Origin of the sequence: Actinoallomurus spadix (assembly GCF_024055725.1) — a bacterium.
GTDB lineage: Bacteria > Actinomycetota > Actinomycetes > Streptosporangiales > Streptosporangiaceae > Actinoallomurus > Actinoallomurus spadix.
Window position 1 is genome coordinate 66,388 of record NZ_JAMXMX010000028.1, and the last position, 18,258, is coordinate 84,645.

At 71.9% G+C, this 18,258-nt stretch carries 19 protein-coding genes; 6 read left to right on the forward strand and 13 right to left on the reverse strand.

Going from position 1 to position 18,258, the window contains the following annotated elements; translation table 11 throughout:
• Positions 1-122: 122 nt before the first annotated feature.
• Positions 123-902: a type 1 glutamine amidotransferase gene (locus NE235_RS31170; protein ID WP_252809278.1), complete on the reverse strand. Its 780-nt coding sequence runs from the start codon at positions 900-902 to the stop codon at positions 123-125.
• A gap of 106 nt (positions 903-1,008) precedes the next feature.
• On the opposite strand from NE235_RS31170, the gene NE235_RS31175 reads away from it, so the two are divergent.
• Positions 1,009-1,809 carry a methyltransferase domain-containing protein gene (locus tag NE235_RS31175; RefSeq protein ID WP_252809280.1) on the forward strand — a complete coding sequence of 267 codons (801 nt, stop codon included), beginning with the start codon at positions 1,009-1,011 and terminating at the stop codon, positions 1,807-1,809.
• 48 nt (positions 1,810-1,857) lie between these two features.
• Entirely contained in the window at positions 1,858-2,160 is a 303-nt protein-coding gene (locus NE235_RS31180; protein ID WP_252809282.1) for a DUF1905 domain-containing protein, read from the forward strand.
• Between the two features lie 222 nt (positions 2,161-2,382).
• On the opposite strand, the gene NE235_RS31185 is transcribed toward NE235_RS31180, so the two are convergent.
• From NE235_RS31185 to NE235_RS31230, 10 genes are all read right to left on the reverse strand, one after another.
• On the reverse strand, positions 2,383-3,363 hold the full coding sequence (locus tag NE235_RS31185; RefSeq protein ID WP_252809284.1) for an NAD(P)-dependent alcohol dehydrogenase: 981 nt from the start codon (positions 3,361-3,363) through the stop codon (positions 2,383-2,385).
• Positions 3,364-3,537: 174 nt separating this feature from the next.
• The gene (locus tag NE235_RS31190; RefSeq protein WP_252809286.1) at positions 3,538-4,254 is read right to left on the reverse strand and encodes a TetR/AcrR family transcriptional regulator C-terminal domain-containing protein; all 717 of its coding nucleotides are present in this window, start codon (positions 4,252-4,254) and stop codon (positions 3,538-3,540) included.
• A gap of 276 nt (positions 4,255-4,530) precedes the next feature.
• Positions 4,531-5,517, reverse strand: coding sequence for an alpha/beta fold hydrolase (locus tag NE235_RS31195; protein ID WP_252809288.1), 987 nt, complete (start codon positions 5,515-5,517; stop codon positions 4,531-4,533).
• A 143-nt stretch (positions 5,518-5,660) separates the two neighbouring features.
• The gene (locus NE235_RS31200; protein ID WP_252809290.1) at positions 5,661-6,698 is read right to left on the reverse strand and encodes a 2-hydroxyacid dehydrogenase; all 1,038 of its coding nucleotides are present in this window, start codon (positions 6,696-6,698) and stop codon (positions 5,661-5,663) included.
• 35 nt (positions 6,699-6,733) lie between these two features.
• A complete protein-coding gene (locus tag NE235_RS31205) occupies positions 6,734-7,366 on the reverse strand; it encodes a histidine phosphatase family protein (protein ID WP_252809292.1) in 633 nt (210 codons plus the stop codon).
• Positions 7,363-8,865: an FGGY-family carbohydrate kinase gene (locus tag NE235_RS31210; protein WP_252809294.1), complete on the reverse strand. Its 1,503-nt coding sequence runs from the start codon at positions 8,863-8,865 to the stop codon at positions 7,363-7,365. Before NE235_RS31210 ends, NE235_RS31205 begins: the two co-directional genes overlap by 4 nt.
• Positions 8,862-10,352 carry an FGGY-family carbohydrate kinase gene (locus NE235_RS31215; protein WP_252809296.1) on the reverse strand — a complete coding sequence of 497 codons (1,491 nt, stop codon included), beginning with the start codon at positions 10,350-10,352 and terminating at the stop codon, positions 8,862-8,864. Before NE235_RS31215 ends, NE235_RS31210 begins: the two co-directional genes overlap by 4 nt.
• Positions 10,353-10,382: 30 nt before the next feature.
• The gene (locus NE235_RS31220; RefSeq protein WP_252809298.1) at positions 10,383-11,618 is read right to left on the reverse strand and encodes a sugar ABC transporter permease; all 1,236 of its coding nucleotides are present in this window, start codon (positions 11,616-11,618) and stop codon (positions 10,383-10,385) included.
• Positions 11,611-12,432 (reverse strand): ATP-binding cassette domain-containing protein, encoded by an 822-nt coding sequence (locus NE235_RS31225; protein ID WP_252809300.1) that lies wholly within the window; start codon positions 12,430-12,432, stop codon positions 11,611-11,613. Before NE235_RS31225 ends, NE235_RS31220 begins: the two co-directional genes overlap by 8 nt.
• On the reverse strand, positions 12,320-13,576 hold the full coding sequence (locus NE235_RS31230) for an ABC transporter substrate-binding protein (protein ID WP_252809302.1): 1,257 nt from the start codon (positions 13,574-13,576) through the stop codon (positions 12,320-12,322). The genes NE235_RS31225 and NE235_RS31230 overlap by 113 nt, the downstream gene beginning before the upstream one ends.
• A gap of 278 nt (positions 13,577-13,854) precedes the next feature.
• Here NE235_RS31230 and NE235_RS31235 point away from each other — a divergent pair, with 278 nt between their 5' ends.
• Complete coding sequence (locus NE235_RS31235) at positions 13,855-14,673, forward strand: DeoR/GlpR family DNA-binding transcription regulator (RefSeq protein WP_252809304.1); 819 nt, start codon at positions 13,855-13,857, stop codon at positions 14,671-14,673.
• Positions 14,674-14,793: 120 nt separating this feature from the next.
• The gene (locus tag NE235_RS31240) at positions 14,794-15,039 is read left to right on the forward strand and encodes a hypothetical protein (protein ID WP_252809306.1); all 246 of its coding nucleotides are present in this window, start codon (positions 14,794-14,796) and stop codon (positions 15,037-15,039) included.
• A 17-nt stretch (positions 15,040-15,056) separates the two neighbouring features.
• Here the strand turns inward: NE235_RS31240 and NE235_RS31245 are convergent, their stop codons facing one another.
• On the reverse strand, positions 15,057-15,650 hold the full coding sequence (locus NE235_RS31245) for a hypothetical protein (protein WP_252809308.1): 594 nt from the start codon (positions 15,648-15,650) through the stop codon (positions 15,057-15,059).
• Positions 15,651-15,774: 124 nt separating this feature from the next.
• Here NE235_RS31245 and NE235_RS31250 point away from each other — a divergent pair, with 124 nt between their 5' ends.
• Positions 15,775-16,122: a DUF3054 domain-containing protein gene (locus NE235_RS31250; RefSeq protein ID WP_252809310.1), complete on the forward strand. Its 348-nt coding sequence runs from the start codon at positions 15,775-15,777 to the stop codon at positions 16,120-16,122.
• 84 nt (positions 16,123-16,206) lie between these two features.
• Here the strand turns inward: NE235_RS31250 and NE235_RS31255 are convergent, their stop codons facing one another.
• Positions 16,207-16,827: an L-threonylcarbamoyladenylate synthase gene (locus NE235_RS31255; protein WP_252809312.1), complete on the reverse strand. Its 621-nt coding sequence runs from the start codon at positions 16,825-16,827 to the stop codon at positions 16,207-16,209.
• 82 nt (positions 16,828-16,909) lie between these two features.
• Between NE235_RS31255 and NE235_RS31260 the strand changes: the two genes are divergently transcribed.
• On the forward strand, positions 16,910-18,196 hold the full coding sequence (locus NE235_RS31260) for a hydroxyacid-oxoacid transhydrogenase (RefSeq protein WP_252809314.1): 1,287 nt from the start codon (positions 16,910-16,912) through the stop codon (positions 18,194-18,196).
• Positions 18,197-18,258 lie beyond the last annotated feature (62 nt).

Consider the following 18,258-nt stretch of genomic DNA (forward strand, 5'->3'; position numbering starts at 1 on the left):
GCTCGCCATATCGACGGCAAAGGAGATCAGAACGTCGTTCCCCAGAGACGCCTCAACCCTGCAATGCAGCCCCATATCCATGATTCGACCATCGCGCGGATGCCCTGCGCGATAACGATCGATCACACGCTGCTGGGCTCGTCAGAGAGCAGATCGTGATGGGCGTCCACGACGCCGCCCGAGGACTCGCCGGCGGTCCGGCGGACGACGTCGGCGAAGTTGGCCGCGAGGCGTTTCGCGTGCCGCGCCGACTGCGGCTCGGCCCTCTCGGCCTCGGCGCGGAGTGCTCGCAGGTCGAGTCCGGCGTCGGCCAGGGCGGCCTCATCCCAGCGATCGAGGCGGTCGGCGCCCGCCTCCGGATGGAACTGCACGCCCCAGGCGCGCTCCCCCACCCGGAACGCCTGCACCGGGCAGTCTTCACTATCGGCGAGCCGTACGGCACCCGGCGGGAGCTCGGTGATCTGGTCCCGGTGGTTCTGGATGAAGCGCAGCTCACGCGGCAGCCCGGCGAACAGCGGATCGGTTCCGGCCGCACGGCGGAGCGAGACCGGGCAGGACCCGCGCTCCGGGCGGCCGTGGTCGCCGCGCACCGTGCCGCCGGCGACGGCGGCGAGTACCTGGGCGCCCAGGCAGATGCCCAGCAGCGGAACGCCGCCGGCGACCGCGCGCCGGGTCAGCTCGCGCTCGGTCGGGAGCCACGGGGCGCGCCGGTCGTCGTCGGGCAGGAAGCCGCCGCCGAGCAGGACGACCGCGTCGAATCCCTTCGAGGTCGCGGGGGTCGCGGCGCCGGAAACCACCTCGACCCGGAGGCCCATCCCCTCCCACCAGGGAAGCAGCCGCCCGATTCCGCTGCCCTCCGAGTTCTGGACGGCGAGCACGCGAGGGGATCCACGGAAGGTCACTGGCGTACTCCCTGGACGTCGCATTCCCGGTCCGACCGCTGCGACCGGCAGGAACACCCTGTCACAGCTACCGGGCTTTCCGGTCAGAGTCGGGCATCATCGGCTCATGGCACACGATGAGGGCTATCTTCTGGACAACCGGCAGGCCGAGGCCGGCGTACGCTTCGACGCCCTGTCGGAGCTGTTCGACCCGTCGACGTTCCGCCATATCGAGGAGCTCGGCATCCGCGAAGGATGGCGCTGTTGGGAGGTCGGCGTGGGCGGGGCCTCAGTGCCCCGATGGCTCGCCGGCCGGGTGGGCGCGACCGGTCGTGTGCTGGCCACCGACATCGACGTCTCCTGGGCCCGGCAGGCGGCTAGTCCGGTCGTCGAGGTACGCCACCACGATATGGCCCGCGACGAGCCGCCGGCCGAGACCTTCGACCTCGTGCACGCCCGCCTGGTCCTGGTGCACCTGACCGACCGCGACAGGGCCCTGCAGTCGATGATCAGCGTGTTGCGGCCCGGCGGCATCCTGCTCATCGAGGACGCCGATCCCGCGCTGCTCCCGCTCATCTGCCCCGACGAGCGCGGTCCCGAGCAGCGGCTGGCCAACAAGCTGCGATCCGCTTTCCGGTCGCTGCTCGCGGAGCGGGGCGGCGATCTCGCTTACGGGCGTAAGCTGCCGCGGTTGCTCCGCGAGGCCGGCCTGATCGAGGTGAGGGCCGACGCGTTCTTCCCCATCACCTCCCCCGCCTGCGACCTACTGGAGACCGCGACCGTCAACCAGGTCCGCGACAGCCTCATCGCCCACGGGTACGCGACCGCCCAGGAGATCGACGAACATCTCGACAACGTCTCCGCAGGCCGTCTCGACCTCGCGACCGCACCGATGATCTCCGCCTGGGGGCGGCGCCCGGCGGCATGAGCGGAGCCGTGGCCGGGGATTGTCGGACCTCGGCGTCATGATGGGCTCGTGGTGGTCGTCTTCGATGCCGAGTTGTGGATCTGGGATGCCCGGCGGGCGGACACATGGACCTTCGTGAGCCTGCCCATCGAGGCGTCCGAGGACATCCGCGACCTGGCCGGCGGAGCCCGGCGCGGCTTCGGTTCGCTGCGGGTGCGGGTCACGGTCGGCGGGAGCACCTGGAAGACCTCGATCTTCCCGGACAGCGCGCGTGGCGGCTACGTGCTCCCCATCAAACGCGCCGTCCGCACGGCGGAGGCCCTCGACCCGGGTGACACCGCGACCGTGACCGTCGAGCTCATCGACTTGTGACCGCACGCACTCGGCGGCATGAGGGTGAGCTGATCCGGGGGTGCTCTTATGCAGCGAGCCACCGGCGATCGGCGTCGGTCATCTCATCGCCGGGCCGGATGAACGCGCGTCCGGTGGACGCCACCGGCAGCGCGCCTCCAGCCGGTCGACGGGCAGGACGCGATGCCGGCGCACGGCCGTACGGCCCGGGGTGAACGCCAGGGACGCGGATCCGGCAGGCGATCAGACAGTGATGGCGACCTTGCCTCGGGCGTGGCCGCGTTCGATGTAGCGCAGCGCCTCGGGGATCTCGGCGAACGGGTAGGTCCGGTCGATGACGGGTGCGAGCTGTTCCCTCTCCACGAGCTCCGCCAGGAACCGGAGGTCGGTGGAGTTGGGCTTCCATCTGACGGTGGCGATGCGGTGGCCGACGAAGGGAGAGGCCAGGGCCCCGCGGAGCACCTGCGCCGCCGGGCCGAGGAGTCCGCCGCGAGCCGAGGCGATGCCACCCACGATCACGAGTGTGCCACGGGAGGTCAGGGGGCGCCGCAGCTCCGCCAGCGACCGGTCGCCCACGATGTCCATGAGCAGGTCATATCGCCCCCGCCGTTCGGTGAAGTCCTCGCGGGTGTAGTCCACGACGTCGTCCGCGCCCAGGGAACGTACGAGTTCGATGTTGCGGGTGCTGCATACGCCGGTGACCTCGGCTCCTAACGTCTTGGCGAGCTGGACGGCGAAGGTGCCGACGCCGCCGGAGGCCCCGTTGATGAGGACTCGCTGCCCGGCGGAGATCTTGCCTGCGTCCCGCAGCCCTTGCAGCGCGGTGTGCGCGGCCATCGACACCGACGCCGCCTGTTCGAAGGTGAGGCGGGCGGGCTTGACGGCCAGCCTGTGGTGCGGGACGGCGGCGGTCTCGGCGAACGAGCCCAGCCGGACCTCCCCGAAGACCTCGTCGCCGGGATGCAGTCCGGTCACCTCCTCGCCCACCCGCTCGACGACGCCGGCGAGGTCGGCGCCGAGGATCAGGCCCGGTCTCGGCCGCCGCAGGCCGATGCTCAGCCGTGCCAGCTTGGGGTCGGCCCGCACATGACGCCAGTCGTAGGGGTTGACCGACGCCGCCCGCACCCGCACGAGCACTTCGTCCCTGGCGATGCCGGGTTCGTCGACCTCCTTGAGAGTCAGTACGTCGGGCGGGCCGTAACGGTCCCAGCTCCAGGCTTTCATGACGTCGTCCTTCCGGTGGGTGTTCGCACCCGTTGTCGTCGTACGGCGTAAGGCCATCGTACGACGTAAGGTATTCGTACGACGTAAGAGAGTCAAGGGTCACAGCGGAGAGGGACTCAGCCGGTAACCGAAGGTGATGACGCGTCCGGCGCACTCAGTCTCGTCCGAAAGAGGTCACGAACCGGCGGCGCGGCGCCGTTCCAGCCCTTCAAGGATCAGGTCGAGCGCGAACTCGAACTCGAACTGGTCGTCGCAGAAGCCCAGGGTGCCCGCCGGGTCTTCGTGGACGCCGTCCGCCAGCATCCCGACGATGTTCGGGAAACGGTCGGCCATCTGCTCCATCATCACGGCGGCCGCGGCATCCGCGCTCTGGGCGCCGTCGGGCTGGAACAACTCCTGACTGAACCCGAGGGCGCGGCTGCCCAGGACGTGCAGTGCGCGGTGGGCCAGGTCGAACGAGAACCCGCCCGCCCGGAGAATGGCCACGATCTGGTCGATGTAAGCGATGACAACAGGGCTCGTCGTGGTGCGGGTCTGGAGGACCTGCGGGGCCCAGCGGTGGCGGAGGAAGACCTCCCGGGCGGTGAGGATCCGCGCCCGCAACGCCGCCTGCCAGTCCTCTTGCGGGGACGGAGCCTCGACCTTGCCCACCGCCACGATGATCTCCTCGAGGATCACCTCGACGACGCCGTCGAAGACGGCCTCCTTATTGGCGACGTGGTGGTACAGCGACATCGCCTCGGCCCCGACCTCCTGAGCGAGCCGGCGCATGGTGAGCGAGTCGAGACCGTCCCGATCGATGAGCCCCACAGCGGCACGCAGCACCCGCCTCCGGCTCAGCGGAATCCGGGGCTGCTCGGTCAGCTCGTCGGCGTCCGTCCGTGGGGTCATGGATCTTCCTCCCGACGCACTCTACCCGTACACGGTAAGTCTGCCCGGTCCAAGCCAGGCGCCGGCCATCAGCACACGCTCGAGGTGTGGGCGACGGCCCGAGCCGCGGTCGACCGGACGGGCCGCCGGCCACTGTCGTGCCCGGGAGGACACGTTCAGCGCGCCCGGTGTCCCGCTGCGCGAGCACGCCCACCTGCTGCCCCGTCTGGAGCGGTGGGTCCTGTTCCCCCGCCCGTAGCACGCCCCGGCGACTCCGCCGGCGGAGACCGGGCCGGGTCAGGCGGGCAGGGAGGCGAGCCAGCCGGTGAGGATCTCGTTGACGTCGTCGCGGCGCTCCTGCTGGATCCAGTGGCCGCAGCCGTCGAGGATGTGCGAGGAGATCAGGCCCGGCAGGGTCGCGGGGTAGGCCTCGATGGCGTCGGCCATCCAGGTGGTGGAGGCGTCCAGCGCGCCGCCGACGAACAGGGACGGCTGGGTGATGGGGGCGCCGTCGAAGCCGGCGAGGTCCTCCCAGTCCCGGTCCATGTTCCGGTACCGGTTGAGAGCCCCGCTCAGGCCGGTCCGCTCGAACTCCGCGGCGTAGACGTCCAGGTCGTCCTCGCTCAGCCAGACGGGCAGCCGGCCGGCGGGGAACCGGTCACGCAGCGTCCCGCCCGGGGACACGAAGTGGGGGTCCGGGGCGCCGGCGGGCGGCATGGTGTCGGCGGACAGGGCGGCGTAGAAGCCGGCGAGCCACCCTCGGACGTCCGGTTCGATCTCGGCCTCGGCCCGGCCGGGCGCCTGGAAGTAGCCGACGTAGAACTCCTCCTCTCCGCCCATGCGCGCGAAGACCTCGCTCGGCCGTGGCCCGCCTCGCGGGGCGTAGGGCACGCTGAGCAACCCGACGGCGCGGAAGACGTCCGGCCGTACGAGGGCGGAGTTCGCGGCGATCGTCGCGCCCCAGTCGTGGCCCACGATCGCCGCCGTCCGCTCGCCGAGAGCGTGTACGACGGCGACGTTGTCCTCGATCAGCTCCAGCATCCGGTACGCGGCCACGTCCCCGGGCTTGGAGGAGCGGCCGTAACCACGCACGTCGACGGCGACGGCCCGGTAGCCGGCCGCGGCCAGCGCCGGCAACTGGTGCCGCCAGGAGTACCAGGTCTCGGGGAACCCGTGGACCAGCAGCACCAGCGGTCCCGACCCCTGCTCCACCAGGTGAATGCGCCCGGCGGGAGAAAAGATCACACGATGGGTGACATCCGTGACCAGAGCGGGCTGCGACATCCGTCCTCCAGGGGTTCCGATCCTCGCGCGCCGAGCGCACGGCACCGGCCGCCATCAGGCCGGCGCCTCTCTCATCGATCTTCCGATGGACGACGAGACCGCCGTGAATCGGTTTGCCGTTCCGGCAAACCGCCTCGGGGCGGTCAGGGCTTGGCGACGTTCACCAGGGGCTCGCCGCGCAGATGGCGGGCGACGTCTTCGGCGAGGATGCGGGCGGCGTTCGCGGCGGTCTGGCGGCTGGCGCCGGCCAGGTGGGGGGTCAGCACGATGCCCGGCGTGGTCAGCAGCCGCGACTCGGCCGGGATCGGCTCCTCGGGGAAGACGTCGAACGCGGCGCCGAACAGGTGACCGCCCTCGATGGCGTCGCAGACGGCCTCGTAGTCCAGGAGGGCGCCGCGGGCGCAGTTGACGATGATGGCGCCCGGCCGCATCGCGGCGAGCTGTGGCGCGCCGATCATCCCCTTCGTCTCCGGGGTGACGCGGGCGTGCAGCGTGACGACGTCCGCGCGGGACAGCAGGTCGTCCAGGGAGACGAGCTCGCCGACGGCGGTCTCGGTCAGGTACGGGTCGTGGATGAGCACCCGCGCGCCGAGGGCGGCGAGCATCTGGGCGACCCGGTGGCCGACCGCGCCGCCGCCGACGAGGCCCACCGTGCTGCCGGCCAGCTCGATGCCGACCTCGTCGTACCGGTAGTAGTCGCTGCGCCAGCGGTCGGCGGTCAGCTCGGCGTGGGTCTGCGGGATGCGGCGCGCGGCGGCGAGGATCATGCCGAGGGTGTGCTCGGCGGTGGCGCCGGCGTTGCGGCCGGGCGCGTAGCAGACGGTCACGCCGTGCTCGGCCGCGGCCTCGAGATTGGCGTTGACCGGCCCGCCGCGGCCGATGCCGATCAGCTTGAGGCGCGGGCACGCCTCGATGACGCGGCGGGTCAGCGGCGCCATCTGGGTGAGGCAGATCTCCGCGTCGCCCAGCGCCTCGATCATCTGGTCCTCGGTGCCGGAGGCCTCGTCGACCTCGGCGACCCGGCCGAACGGCACGAGCGGCCAGTCCAGGGTGATCTCGGCGAACTCCAGGTCCGCACCCGGGGCCTGGGCCCGTACGGCGTCGATGAGAAGCCGGTTGAGGACGAAGTGGTCTCCGGCCGCGAGCAGGCGGGTGGTCATGTGGCCGGAGGGGTGACTCATGGGTGTTGCGCTTTCGATTCCCTCGCTCCGCTCGGTCATGTGGTCTCCTGGACGGCGTTGATGCTCTCGATGGGGGTGTTGAACTCCAGCAGTGCGGCCTCCTCGCGGGTGAGGCGGATCTCGGTCAGCGCGCAGTTGCGCACCGACGGGAAGATTCGCCGGTAGTCGCGGAGGGGCGCCCCGATCAGCTCGCACAGCGCGAGCCGGATCGCGGTGGTGTGCGCGACGACGAGGACCCGGTCGCCGGGGTACCGTTCGACGAGGTCGTACAGGCAGCCGGTGAACCGGCGGACCGCCTCGGTGGGGTCCTCGCCGCCGGGCAGGTGGTCGGCGACGGGGTCCTCGCGGAAGGCTTGCAGCGCCTCGGGGAACTGCTCGTGCATCTCGGCGCGGGTCAGTCCCTCCGCGTGCCCGAAGTCGAGTTCGCGCAGCCGCTCGTCGACGTTCAGGGGCACGCCGATGGCCTCGGCGCAGGCGGTCGCGGTCAGCTGGGCGCGCGTGAGGTTGGAGGTCCAGACGGCGGCGAGCCCGGCCGTTCCGGCCCAGGTGGCGAGCTGCTGGGCCTGTTCGAGGCCGCGGGCGGTGAGGGCGATGTCACTGACCCCCGCGTAGCGGTTCTCCGCGTGCCACTCGGTCTCTCCGTGGCGGACGAGGACGAGTCGGGTCATCGTGACGTTCCTTCCTGAGTCGGCGCCGCCCGGTCGGACGCCGCGCGGGCGCGTGCGTGCGCGGCCGTGGCGGCGGGCAGCCAGCCGCGCCGTTCCAGCTCGCCCACCAGGCGCAGGTACCCATCGTCGAACCGGTCGGCACGCGGGCCCGGGTCGATCGTTCCGCGGATCGCGACCATCTCGGCGGCGACCTCGGCGACGCGGCGGCCGGGCGAGGCGGCCAGGACGGCGGCGCCGAGCGCGGGTTCGGGGTCGGCCGGAAGGATCACCGGCCGGCCGAGGACGTCGGCGCGGAGCCGGCACCAGTACGGGCTGCGCGCCGCGCCGCCGGTGAGGGTGATGTCGCCGCCGGTGGGCGCGCCGAGCAGGTCGAGGTGGTCGAAGCAGAGGCGTTCGAGGTAGGCGACGCCCTGCAGGACCGCGGCGTAGTCGTCGGCCTCGTCACCGGTGCTGCCGAGCAGGAAGCCACGGGCGTCCGGCGCCGCGAACGGGAACCGCTCCCCCTCGGAGACCAGCGGGTACGCGAGGGCGCGCGCGGGCTCGTGCTGCTCCGCCAGCCGGTCGAGCGCGCGCAGGTCGCGGCCGGCGAAGTCGCGGGCGAGCACGCCGGCGCCGGTGCTCGACGCGCCGCCGGGCAGCCATTCGCCGTCCGGCGCCCGATGGGAGTACACCGCGCCGTACGGGTCGTGGACGAGTTCTTCGGTGACACCCTTCAGCACGAGCGTGGTTCCGAGCACGGAGTTCCAGGAGCCGACGGTCAGCCGCCCGGCGCCGAGCTGCGCGGCGCAGCCGTCGGTCATCCCGGCGATGATCGGAGTGCCCTGGGGGATGCCGGTGGCCTCGGCCGCGGCCGCGCACACGGTGCCGATCGGGGTTCCCGGGCGTACGAGGTCCGGCAGCGTGCCGGGCGGTACTCCGAGCGCGTCCATGACGTCCGCGGGCCAGGTCTCCTCGATCAGGTGCGCGCCGGTCTTCAGCGCGTTGCTCAGGTCGGCGGGGACGGCGTGGCCGGCCAGCCGCCGGTTGACGAAGTCGACCTGGTGGGCGAGGCGGGCCGGTCCGTCGTGCCGGTCCAGCAGCCACAGCAGCTTCGGGAGCGCCCACGCGGGCTGCATCCGCCGGTACCCCAGCTCCGCCCACACGGCGGCGCCGGCCTCGCCGGCCCGGCGGGCCTCCTCGGTGGCGCGGGTGTCGTCGTACATGAGGCCGGGCGTCAGCGGCGTGCCGTCGTCGCCGGTCAGCAGGATCGTCCCGGACGTGCCGTCGACGGCGACGGCACGCACGGCGCCGGGCGGTACGTCGCGCAGCGCCCGCCCGCAGGCCGCCGCGGTGGCCCGCCACCAGTCCTCGGGGTCCTGCTCGTGGCGGCCGGCCTCGCGTCGCCCGGTCAGCGGTTCGGCGCCGGCGCCGGCGATCCGGCCGGTGGCCGTGACGGCGACGGCTCGTACGCTCTGGGTGCCCAGGTCGACGCCGAGCCAGACCTCGTCGTGGCCGCTCACTCCGCTTCCTCGCGCAGGGTCGCCAGCGTCGGCCAGGCCGCCGCCGTCGCGCCGCGCGCCTCCAGGAACGCCTCGTACGTACGGGCGTAGCGCTCGGCGTTGCCGGGGTCCGGGGTGAAGACCTCGCCGGGCCGTACGTAGGCGTCGGCGGCCTCGCGTTCGCCGGCGGCCCGGCCGGTGGCCACGGCGCCGACGATGAACGCGCCGCGCGCGCCCGCCTCCGCGTCCGTGGTGCGGACGACGGGGACGCCGATCACGTCGGCGAGCATCCGCAGCCAGGCGGCGCTGGCCGACCCGCCGCCGCTGACCCGCAGTTCCACCGGGCGTTCCCCGGAGGCGGTCAGGCAGTCCCGGATCACCAGGCACAGTCCTTCGAGGACGGCGCGGGCCAGGTGCTCCCGGTCGTGGTCGACGCACAGCCCGAGGAAGGTCCCCCGGGCACGCGGGTCCAGGAACGGCGCCCGCTCCCCCGCCGGCGACAGATACGGCAGGAAGAGCAGCCCGTCCGCGCCCGGCGCGCACCGCTCGGCCAGCACCGACAGCGCGGCCGGGTCGCCGCCGAGGCCCAGCATGCGGCACGCCCAGTCGATGACCTGCCCGCCCGCGAGTGTCGGGAAGGCCCGCAGGTAGCGCCGGTCGAGCGCCACGGTGAGGCCGGACGGGTTCGTGTCGAGCAGCGGCTCGTCCAGCACGATCTCGGTGCACAGCGTGGTGCCGAGGATCGTGCACGCCTGACCGGCCTCGACCGCGCCGACGCCGATCGCGGTGGACGCCACGTCGTACGGGGCGAGGACCACGGGCGTGCCCTCGGGCAGGCCGAGTTCGCGCGCGGCGGACGCGGTGAGCGGCGCGACGCGCCGGCCGTCGCCGCGCAGTTCGGGCAGCAGCGGCCGGGCCCACTCCATCCCGTACAGGGCGAGGAGCTCGTCGGAGTAGGCCCGCTCGCGGATGTCCATGAACGGCGCCGAGCCGTCCGACAGGTCCGCGACCGGCTCGCCGGTGAGCCGGAGGAAGATCCAGCCACCGCAGGTGAGCGTGGCGGCCGAGCGGGCGAGCCGGTCCGGGTCGTGCTCGCGCAGCCAGGTGAGGATGGCGTTCGGCAGGCCGGCGAAGGTCAGCGATCCGTTGCGGCGGAACGCCTCCTCCAGGACGCCGCCGCGCGCCCAGCGCTCGACGATCGATCCGGCCCTGCCGTCGTTCCACAGGATCGCCGGGCCGGTCGGCTCCCCCGCCGCGTCGACGAGCCAGGACCCGTCGCCCTGCGCGGTCAGCGCCAGGTGGCTCACCGGGGTGCCGAGGCGTTCGATCACCCGGCGCACGCCGCGTACGACGGCCTGCCAGACCTCGGCCGGGTCCTGCTCGGCGTGGCCGGGGGCCGGGTTCCGTACGGTGGTGTTCTGGCGTTCGACCGCCAGCTCGGCGCCGTCGTCGCCGTAGCCGACCGCCTTGATCATCGTGGTGCCCGCGTCGACGCAGACGACCGCCATGGCCACTCCCTTCTTCGAACGGTCAGGTCCTCACGCGCGGCCGTGGGAGGCCCGCGAGCGCCGGGCCGCCGCGTCCAGCGCCACCGCGAGCAGCAGCACCGCCCCGGTGACCATGTAGCGGAAGGAGGAGTTGAGGTTCAACAGGGTGAGGCCGCTGGAGATGGACTGGATGACCACGATGCCGAGCAGTGCGGCGAACGCGTTACCGCGCCCGCCGAACAGGCTCGTGCCGCCGATCACGGCGGCGGCGATGGCGTTGAGGTTGACGTCGCCGCCACCGGTGCTCTGGTTCGCCGCGGCGAGACGGGCCGCGGCCAGGACGCCGCCGACGGCCGCGAGCGAGGTGCACAGGACGAACACCGAGGTGTAGACCGCCTTGACGTTGATGCCGGCCCGGCGGGCCGCCTCGACGTTGCCGCCCACCGCGTAGATCGACTTGCCGAACCGCGTGCGCGCCAGCAGGTAGTGGGTGGCGAGCACCAGGGCGAGGAACAGCACGAACATCCAGCCCACGCCCCGGGCACGGCCGAGGTACCAGACCGCGAGGCCGAGGCCGGCCAGGAGCACGGCGCTGCGCAGGACCAGCCCGCGCAGCGACGCCGCGGGCAGCCCGGCGGCGCGCCGGTCCCGGGCCCGCAGGTACCCGGCGGCGAACAGCCAGCCCGCCGCGACGACGGCGAGGGTGTACGACAGCCAGGAGGGCAGGAAGTCGAGCTGGGCGAAGGTCACCAGGCCGGAGTCGTACGGCAGGTTGATCGACCCCTTGCTGCCGAGGACCCACAGCTGCACGCCGAGGAAGCCGAGCAGACCGGCGAGGGTGATGACGAAGCTGGGCACGCCGAGCCGGTTGAACACCAGGGCGTACAGCAGGCCGATGATCGCGGCGGCCGCCACCGAGGCCGGCACGGCCAGCCAGGGCGACAGTCCCTGGTCGACGAACAGGATGGCGGTAAGGGCCGCCGACAGGCCGCTCAGCGAGCCGACCGACAGGTCGATCTGCCCGACCAGCAGCATCAGCCCGACGCCGAGGGCGATGACGCCGACCGGCGCGCACTCCAGGGTGAGGTTGACCAGGTTGACGCTGGACAGGAAGACCGGGTTGAGGATCTGCATCACGGTCCAGATCACGACCAGGCCCGCCACGACCGGGACGACGCCGAGGTCGCCGCCGCGGAACCGCGTGACGAGCGCCCGGAGCCCGGCGGGCTCCTCCGGCTCGTACTGTTCCTGCTCGGCGAGCGGCGGCGCGGTGCTCAGGTCACTCATTGCCGGTCCCTTCCTGCGCGCCCGCCGCCACCGCGCGGCGCGCACGCCTCTTGCGCCGGGTGACCGCGTTGTCGGCGGCCCCGGTGATCGCGGTGACGATCTGCTCGGTGGTGGCCTCGACCGCGTCGAAGACCCCGTTGTTTCGGCCGAGGCGCAGCACGGCCACCGTGTCGGCGACCGACAGCACGTCGTCCATGTTGTGGCTGATCATGATCACTCCGTGGCCGCCTTCGCGCAGCCGGTCGATCAGGTTGAGGACCTCGGCGGTCTGGGCGACGCCGAGCGCCGCCGTCGGCTCGTCGAGAATGACGATCTTCGGGTCGCCGAGCAGCGACCGCGCGATCGCCACGGTCTGCCGCTGGCCGCCCGACAGCGCGGCGACGGGGACCGACAGCTTCGGGATCTTCGCGGAGAGACGCCGGAGCAGCTCGCGCGAGCGGACCTCCATGGCGACGTCGTCCAGGCGCATCCCGCGCAGCTCCCGGCCGAGGAAGAGGTTCTCGATCACGTTGAGGTTCTCGCAGAGCGCCAGGTCCTGGAAGACGGTGGCGATGCCGAGCTGCTGCGCCGCGGCGGGGCTGGGGATGGTCACCGGACGCCCGTCGAACGTGATGGTTCCCGCGTCGGGCTGGTGGACCCCCGACAGCACCTTGACCAGGGTGGACTTCCCGGCGCCGTTGTCGCCGACGACGGCGACGACCTCACCGGCCGAGACGTCCAGGTCGACGTCGGTGAGGGCGGCGACGGCGCCGAAGGTCTTGCTGATGCCCCGTAGCGACAGCAGTGGGCTCGGTTGGGAGGGCGATGGGGACATGCTCATCCTTCGTCGATACGGCCGAAGCCGCCGGCGCCCGGTCCGGTGGGCCGGGGCCGGCGGACCGTCTCTTGATGCCGAGCTTGGCGCAGGCCGCCGCGTACGTCGGGGTGCAGACGTCGGAGACCTTGAGGGCGCCGCCGGGACCGAGGAGGACCTTGGCGATGTTCTCCTGGGTGACCACGGTCGGGGTGAACAGCTGGGACGGCGTGTTGAACAGCGTGGTCTGGGCCGCCGGCGGCTTGCCCTGCATGAACTTGTACGCCACGTCGGCCGCCGCCTCCGCCACGATCTTGATCGGCTTGGAGATCGTGTTGTACTGGTCGCCGGCGATGATCCGCTGCGCCGCGGCGAGCTCGGCGTCGTTGCCGGTCACCGGGGGCACGGGGTCACCGGCCGCCTTGAACGCCGCGATCGCGCCGCCGCCGGTGCCGTCGTTGGCCGCGACGACGCCGGCGATCTGCCCGTTGAACTTGCTGATCTGGCCGCTCACCCAGTCCTGCGCCTTGGCCGGCTCCCAGCCGGGCGTGTCGTACTCGGCGAGCAGCTTGAGCCCGCTGCCGTCGACGGCGCTGTGGATGCCCTTCTTGATCAGACCGGCCGCGGCGTCCGTCGGCGAACCGTTGACCTCGAGAATCCCGCCCTTGGCCTTGGTCTGCTTGAGATGGTCGACCAGGGACTGGGCGATCGACGCCCCGATCTTCTCGTTGTCGAACGACACGTAGTAGTCGGCCTTGATGGCCGGGATGGGCCGGTCGTAGGCGATCACCGCGACCTTCTGCGCCTGCGCGGTTCGTACGATCGAGGCGGCCGCCGCGGAGTCGACCGGGTCGATGACGATGGCCTTGACGCCCTGGGCCAGGACCGAGCCGGCCTGTTGCTGCTGCTTCGAGGCGTCGGCGCCGGCGTTCTGGTACAGCACGGTGCACCCGGGGCACAGCTGCTTCATCTTGGCCTTGAACAGCGGCGCGTCGTACATCTCGTACCGGGTCGAGGCGATGTCCGGCATGAGGAAGGCGACCTTGGCGTTCTTTGCGTCGCCGGAGCCGCCGGCGCCACCGGAGCCGTTCTGCGAGCAGGCCGCGGCGGCCGTGAGCGCGGTGAGGGCGGCCGTCGCCGCGGCGGCCGTTCTGAGACGAAGCATGGTCACGTTCTCCTCCGATGGTTCGGGGGGCGAGGAGGCACGGCGGCCAGCGGGAACCGCCTGTCGAGGTGACGAACGAAACACCGGAGACGCCGAACATGTCAAGTGTTGCGAGCTTCTTAACACCAGATTGTGTTATCGAATGTTACGAACACGCGCGGTCTGGCGCCGTCACGTCCTGCCGCGCCCGCGTCTTCCGGCGTCCCACGCGAGTGCGGGGTGTATGTTACGTTCCACACCGAACATCACATCCGGGTGCACGGGGGGAAGGAACGCAGGTGGCAGAGGACGCGACGGCACCGGCCGCCGGCGACGCCGCAGGCGCGCGAGAGCGCCGGGAGAAGATTCGTCAGCGCGTCGTGGACGAAGGGTTCGTGCACGTCAAGAGCCTCGCCGAGGCGTTCGACGTGAGCGTGATGACCGTCCACCGCGACCTGGACGTGCTGCAGAGCAACGGCTGGCTGCGCAAGGTACGCGGCGGCGCAACGGCACAGCCGTCCGCGATCTACCACGGCGACGTACGGCACCGCCTGCAGGCGATGGCGGAGGCCAAACGCCAGCTCGCCCAGGCCGCGAGCGGCCTCGTCTCCCCGGGCGCATCCATCATGATCGATGAGAGCACCACGGGCCTGGCCGTCGCCGAGCTGCTGCCGTCACTGGGACCGCTCACCGTGATCACCAACTTCCTGGCGGCGGTGAACCTCCTCGCGGGCAAGCCCGGCATCGACCTCATCGCGCTCGGCGGCGCGTACTACCCGGCCTACGACGCCTTCCTCGGCCTGCGCACCAGCGAGACCATCCGGTCGCTGCACGCGGACGTGCTGTTCATGTCCACAACGGCCATCACGAACGGCCACTGTTACCACCAGTCGCAGGAGACGGTCGCGGTGAAGCGGGCGCTGATGGACTCCGCGGACCGCCGCATCCTGCTCGTCGACCACAGCAAGTTCACCAAGAACGGCCTGCACCAGCTCGCCGCGCTGACCGCCTTCGACCTCGTCATCGTCGACTCCGGGACCCCACAGGACCAGATGGCGGCACTGCGCACGCGCGGCGTCCCCCTGCACGTCGCCGGCTCCGGCGAACCGCTGCCGTGAAGCCGGGCCCCCGACTCCGATCGGCGCGCATCTCCCGACGCCGCAGGACAATCCGGGCGTCCGCGTAGCGGCGAGATGACACTGCACGGCCTGACTTGCTTAACTAAGGCCGATCTTGTCATGACCGTCGTACCCCCGAAGTCGGCGGCGAGGTCATCGGAGGTGGCGATGCGGGCCGGACGGTGGATGCTCGTCGTCTGGCTGGTCATCGGAGGACTCGCCGCCGGGCAGCGGCACTACTACGCCCACTTCAACGGGAGCTGCTCCAGCTTCGCCACGATCGGCCTCACGATGATCTCCGGTCCGCTCAACTACATCGGCCTCAACCCGACCGCGTACTGCAAGGTCCCCCAGCCCAGCAAGTGACGCCCGCGAGGCCGGCCTCAGCGCGGGTGCCGGCGGGGAGGCGCCGGGGAGCGACGGAGCCGCAGCCTCCGCAGGAGCCGTACGACCGCCTCGGCGCGCCGCTGGCGGCGGTACTCGACCCGCCCGGCGACCCAGAGGAAGAAGGCGGCCAGCGGAAGCTCGCCGACCAGCGCCAGGATCAGCGCGAGCGTCAACTCGCCCCGGCTGTCGGCGGTCACCACGTCGAACCACGCGTCCACCAGCAGCAGGGTGCCGGTGATCGCCGCGCTCAGCTCGATGTGCTCCCGGCCCTTCTGCGCGAGCCAGCCCGTGCGCAGGAGCATCGCGCACAGCCCGAGGTCGAAGCCGATCCATGAGGCGTTGTAGTGCGCCGCCTGGTGACTGGTTGGCAGGACGAAGCTCAGGCCGGTGATCCACGGCAGCATGGCGACACCCGCCGCGATGATCAACCAGCCGACCCAGCGCGGCACCACCCGGGTCGGCCGGAGCTCACGGGTGAGCGTTCCCTCGAGTTCCTCGGTGCGCCGGGTCTCGGGAGGCTCGACGGCCCGGGCCGTCTCGGAGGCGTGAGCCGCGGGGAGGTCTTCGTCGAACGGGGGATCTTGGGCCATGCCTCCATGATCCGACGTCTGGGACGCGCGTGACATAGGGAATGGCCCGCACGTCGCCGGAGCGCCGAGGCCGCCGACCGGCCCGGGCGAGGACCATGACGCGGCGATCGATACGCTGAGGCGCATGCGTTCGGTGGTCGCGGCGGTCTTCGATCTGTGCTGTGTGATGGCGTTCGTGGTGATCGGACGGGCCGGGCACAGCGAGGGCGAGACCGTCACCGGGATCGCGCAGACGGCCTGGCCGTTCCTGACGGGTCTGCTGATCGGCTGGGCGGTGACGCGCGCCTGGCGGCGCCCCGCCGCCCTCGCGGGCACCGGCGTCGGCGTCTGGCTGGTGACCGTCGCCGCCGGCATGATCCTGCGCGTCATCGCCGGTCAGGGAACCGCGGTCACCTTCATCCTGATCTCGCTCCTCTTCCTCGGGCTGTTCATGCTCGGGTGGCGCGCCGTGGCCCGCCGACGCATGGCGTGAATCCCGTCGCGGGACGCCGGAGACGTGCCGCGCGACGGGGTACGGGCCGGGTCCCCGGACCTTGGTCCCGGCCCGGGAGACGCGTCATTCGAAGAGGGACGGGTCTCCGGCGCCCACCCGGAGGATCTCGGGCTCCGCCTGGGAGAAATCGATCACCGTCGTCGGCACGGCGCCGCACTCCCCCGAGTCGACGACGGCGTCCACCATGTGATCGAGTCTTTCCTTGATCTCCCAGCCCTGGGTCATGGCCTCGTTCTCCCCGGGCAGGAGAAGGGTGCTCGACAGCAGCGGTTCACCGAGTTCGGTCAGCAGCGCCTGGGCCACGGTGTGGTCGGGGATCCGGACGCCGACGGTCTTCTTCTTCGGATGCAGCAGCCGCCGCGGCACCTCCTTCGTCGCGGGCAGGATGAAGGTGTAGCGGCCGGGCGTCGCCGCCTTGATCGACCGGAACAGCGCGTTGCTGATCTGGACGAACTGGCCGAGCTGCGCGAAGTCCCGGCAGACGAGAGTGAAGTGGTGACTGCTGTCGAGGTGCCGGATCTCCCTGATCCGGTCGATACCGTCCTTGTTGCCCAGACGGCACCCGAGCGCGAAGCACGAATCCGTCGGATAGACGATCAACCCGTCCGCGCGGAGCAGGTCCACCACCTGCCGGAGCGCCCGAGGTTGCGGATTGTCCGGATGCACATCAAAGTACCTGGCCACCGACCACAGCTTAGGAGCCCGCGCACGCGAGCCGCCAACGGACTTCCGGTCGGCTTCTAATCTGACCGGAAGGAGGCGAACCATGGCACCCATCCCCAGCAGCCCCGAAACGGTGTTCACCTACGGCGCGCCACAGCTCAAGTTCGGCTCGGGCGCGTCCGCCGAGATCGGGTACGACCTGGCCCAGTACGGCGCGCGCCGCGTTCTGATCGTCACCGATCCGGGCGTCGCGGCGACCGGCGCGCCGCAGCGGATCGCGGACCAGATGAAGCCGTACGGGGTCGAGGCGGAGGTGTTCGACGGCGTGCGCGTCGAACCCACCGACGCCGGTCTCCGCGAGGCCGTCGAGCGGGCACGCGACTCCGGCCCCTGGGACGCGTACGTCGCGGTCGGCGGCGGATCGAGCATCGACACCGCGAAGGCCATCAACCTGCTGACGACCAACGACGGCGAACTGGCGGACTATCTCAATCCGCCCGTCGGCGCCGGGCGGGCTCCGGCCAGGCCGCTGCTGCCCCTGATCGCCGTCCCCACGACGACCGGTACCGGTGCCGAGAGCACGACGGTCTGCGTGCTCGACGTGCTCGCGTTGAAGGTCAAGACCGGTATCAGCCATCCCCGGCTACGGCCCGCCCTCGCGGTGGTCGACCCGGATCTGACGAGGACCCAGCCGGCGGGCGTCACCGCGTCGGCGGGCATGGACATCGTCTGTCACGCCCTGGAGAGCTACACGGCCAAGCCGTACACCTCCTTCGAGCGGAAGTCCCCCGAGCAGCGGGTGCCGTACTGCGGCGCCAACCCGGTCGCAGACATGTGGTCCGAACGCGCGCTGAGCCTGATCGCCCGGTCGTTCCGGGCCGCCGTACGCGACGGTGACGACACCGAGGCCCGTGCCGACATGGCGCTGGCCGCCACGTTCGCCGGTCTCGGGTTCGGCAACGCGGGCGTCCACATCCCGCACGCCGGCGCCTATCCGATCGCCGGCCGGGTCAGGGAGTTCCGCCCGGCCGGTTATCGGGCGGAGGAGCCGCTGGTCCCGCACGGCATGGCGGTGGCGCTGACGGCACCGGAGGCGTTCCGGTTCACCTTCGAGGCCTGCCCGGACCGGCACATACGCGCGGCCGAGCTGCTCGCCCCGGGCATGGAACCGCCCCGCGACGCGGCCGAACATCTGCCACGGGCGTTGCTGAGCCTCATGCGGGACATCCGGATGCCCGACGGGATCGGCGAGGTCGGTTACACCGGCGCCGACGTGCCCGCCCTCGTCGACGGCGCCGTCAAACAGCGCCGGCTCCTGGACATGTCACCCCGCCCGGTGACCGAGGAGGACCTCGCGGGGATCTTCACCCGTTCCCTGAGCCTGTGGTGACGCCCGCGGGGCCGCCGACGCGATGAAGGGCCATCCGCCCGGCGGCGTCGCACCGGGCATCG

What these genes read in the sequence shown, in the direction of transcription:
- NE235_RS31175 (WP_252809280.1), top strand. Translation starts at nt 1,009, where the DNA reads ATGGCACACGATGAGGGCTATCTTCTGGACAACCGGCAGGCCGAGGCC.
- NE235_RS31185 (WP_252809284.1), bottom strand. Translation starts at nt 3,363, where the DNA reads ATGAAAGCCTGGAGCTGGGACCGTTACGGCCCGCCCGACGTACTGACT.
- NE235_RS31190 (WP_252809286.1), bottom strand. Translation starts at nt 4,254, where the DNA reads ATGACCCCACGGACGGACGCCGACGAGCTGACCGAGCAGCCCCGGATT.
- NE235_RS31195 (WP_252809288.1), bottom strand. Translation starts at nt 5,517, where the DNA reads ATGTCGCAGCCCGCTCTGGTCACGGATGTCACCCATCGTGTGATCTTT.
- NE235_RS31200 (WP_252809290.1), bottom strand. Translation starts at nt 6,698, where the DNA reads ATGAGTCACCCCTCCGGCCACATGACCACCCGCCTGCTCGCGGCCGGA.
- NE235_RS31205 (WP_252809292.1), bottom strand. Translation starts at nt 7,366, where the DNA reads ATGACCCGACTCGTCCTCGTCCGCCACGGAGAGACCGAGTGGCACGCG.
- NE235_RS31215 (WP_252809296.1), bottom strand. Translation starts at nt 10,352, where the DNA reads ATGGCGGTCGTCTGCGTCGACGCGGGCACCACGATGATCAAGGCGGTC.
- NE235_RS31220 (WP_252809298.1), bottom strand. Translation starts at nt 11,618, where the DNA reads ATGAGTGACCTGAGCACCGCGCCGCCGCTCGCCGAGCAGGAACAGTAC.
- NE235_RS31225 (WP_252809300.1), bottom strand. Translation starts at nt 12,432, where the DNA reads ATGTCCCCATCGCCCTCCCAACCGAGCCCACTGCTGTCGCTACGGGGC.
- NE235_RS31230 (WP_252809302.1), bottom strand. Translation starts at nt 13,576, where the DNA reads ATGCTTCGTCTCAGAACGGCCGCCGCGGCGACGGCCGCCCTCACCGCG.
- NE235_RS31240 (WP_252809306.1), top strand. Translation starts at nt 14,794, where the DNA reads ATGACCGTCGTACCCCCGAAGTCGGCGGCGAGGTCATCGGAGGTGGCG.
- NE235_RS31245 (WP_252809308.1), bottom strand. Translation starts at nt 15,650, where the DNA reads ATGGCCCAAGATCCCCCGTTCGACGAAGACCTCCCCGCGGCTCACGCC.
- NE235_RS31250 (WP_252809310.1), top strand. Translation starts at nt 15,775, where the DNA reads ATGCGTTCGGTGGTCGCGGCGGTCTTCGATCTGTGCTGTGTGATGGCG.
- NE235_RS31260 (WP_252809314.1), top strand. Translation starts at nt 16,910, where the DNA reads ATGGCACCCATCCCCAGCAGCCCCGAAACGGTGTTCACCTACGGCGCG.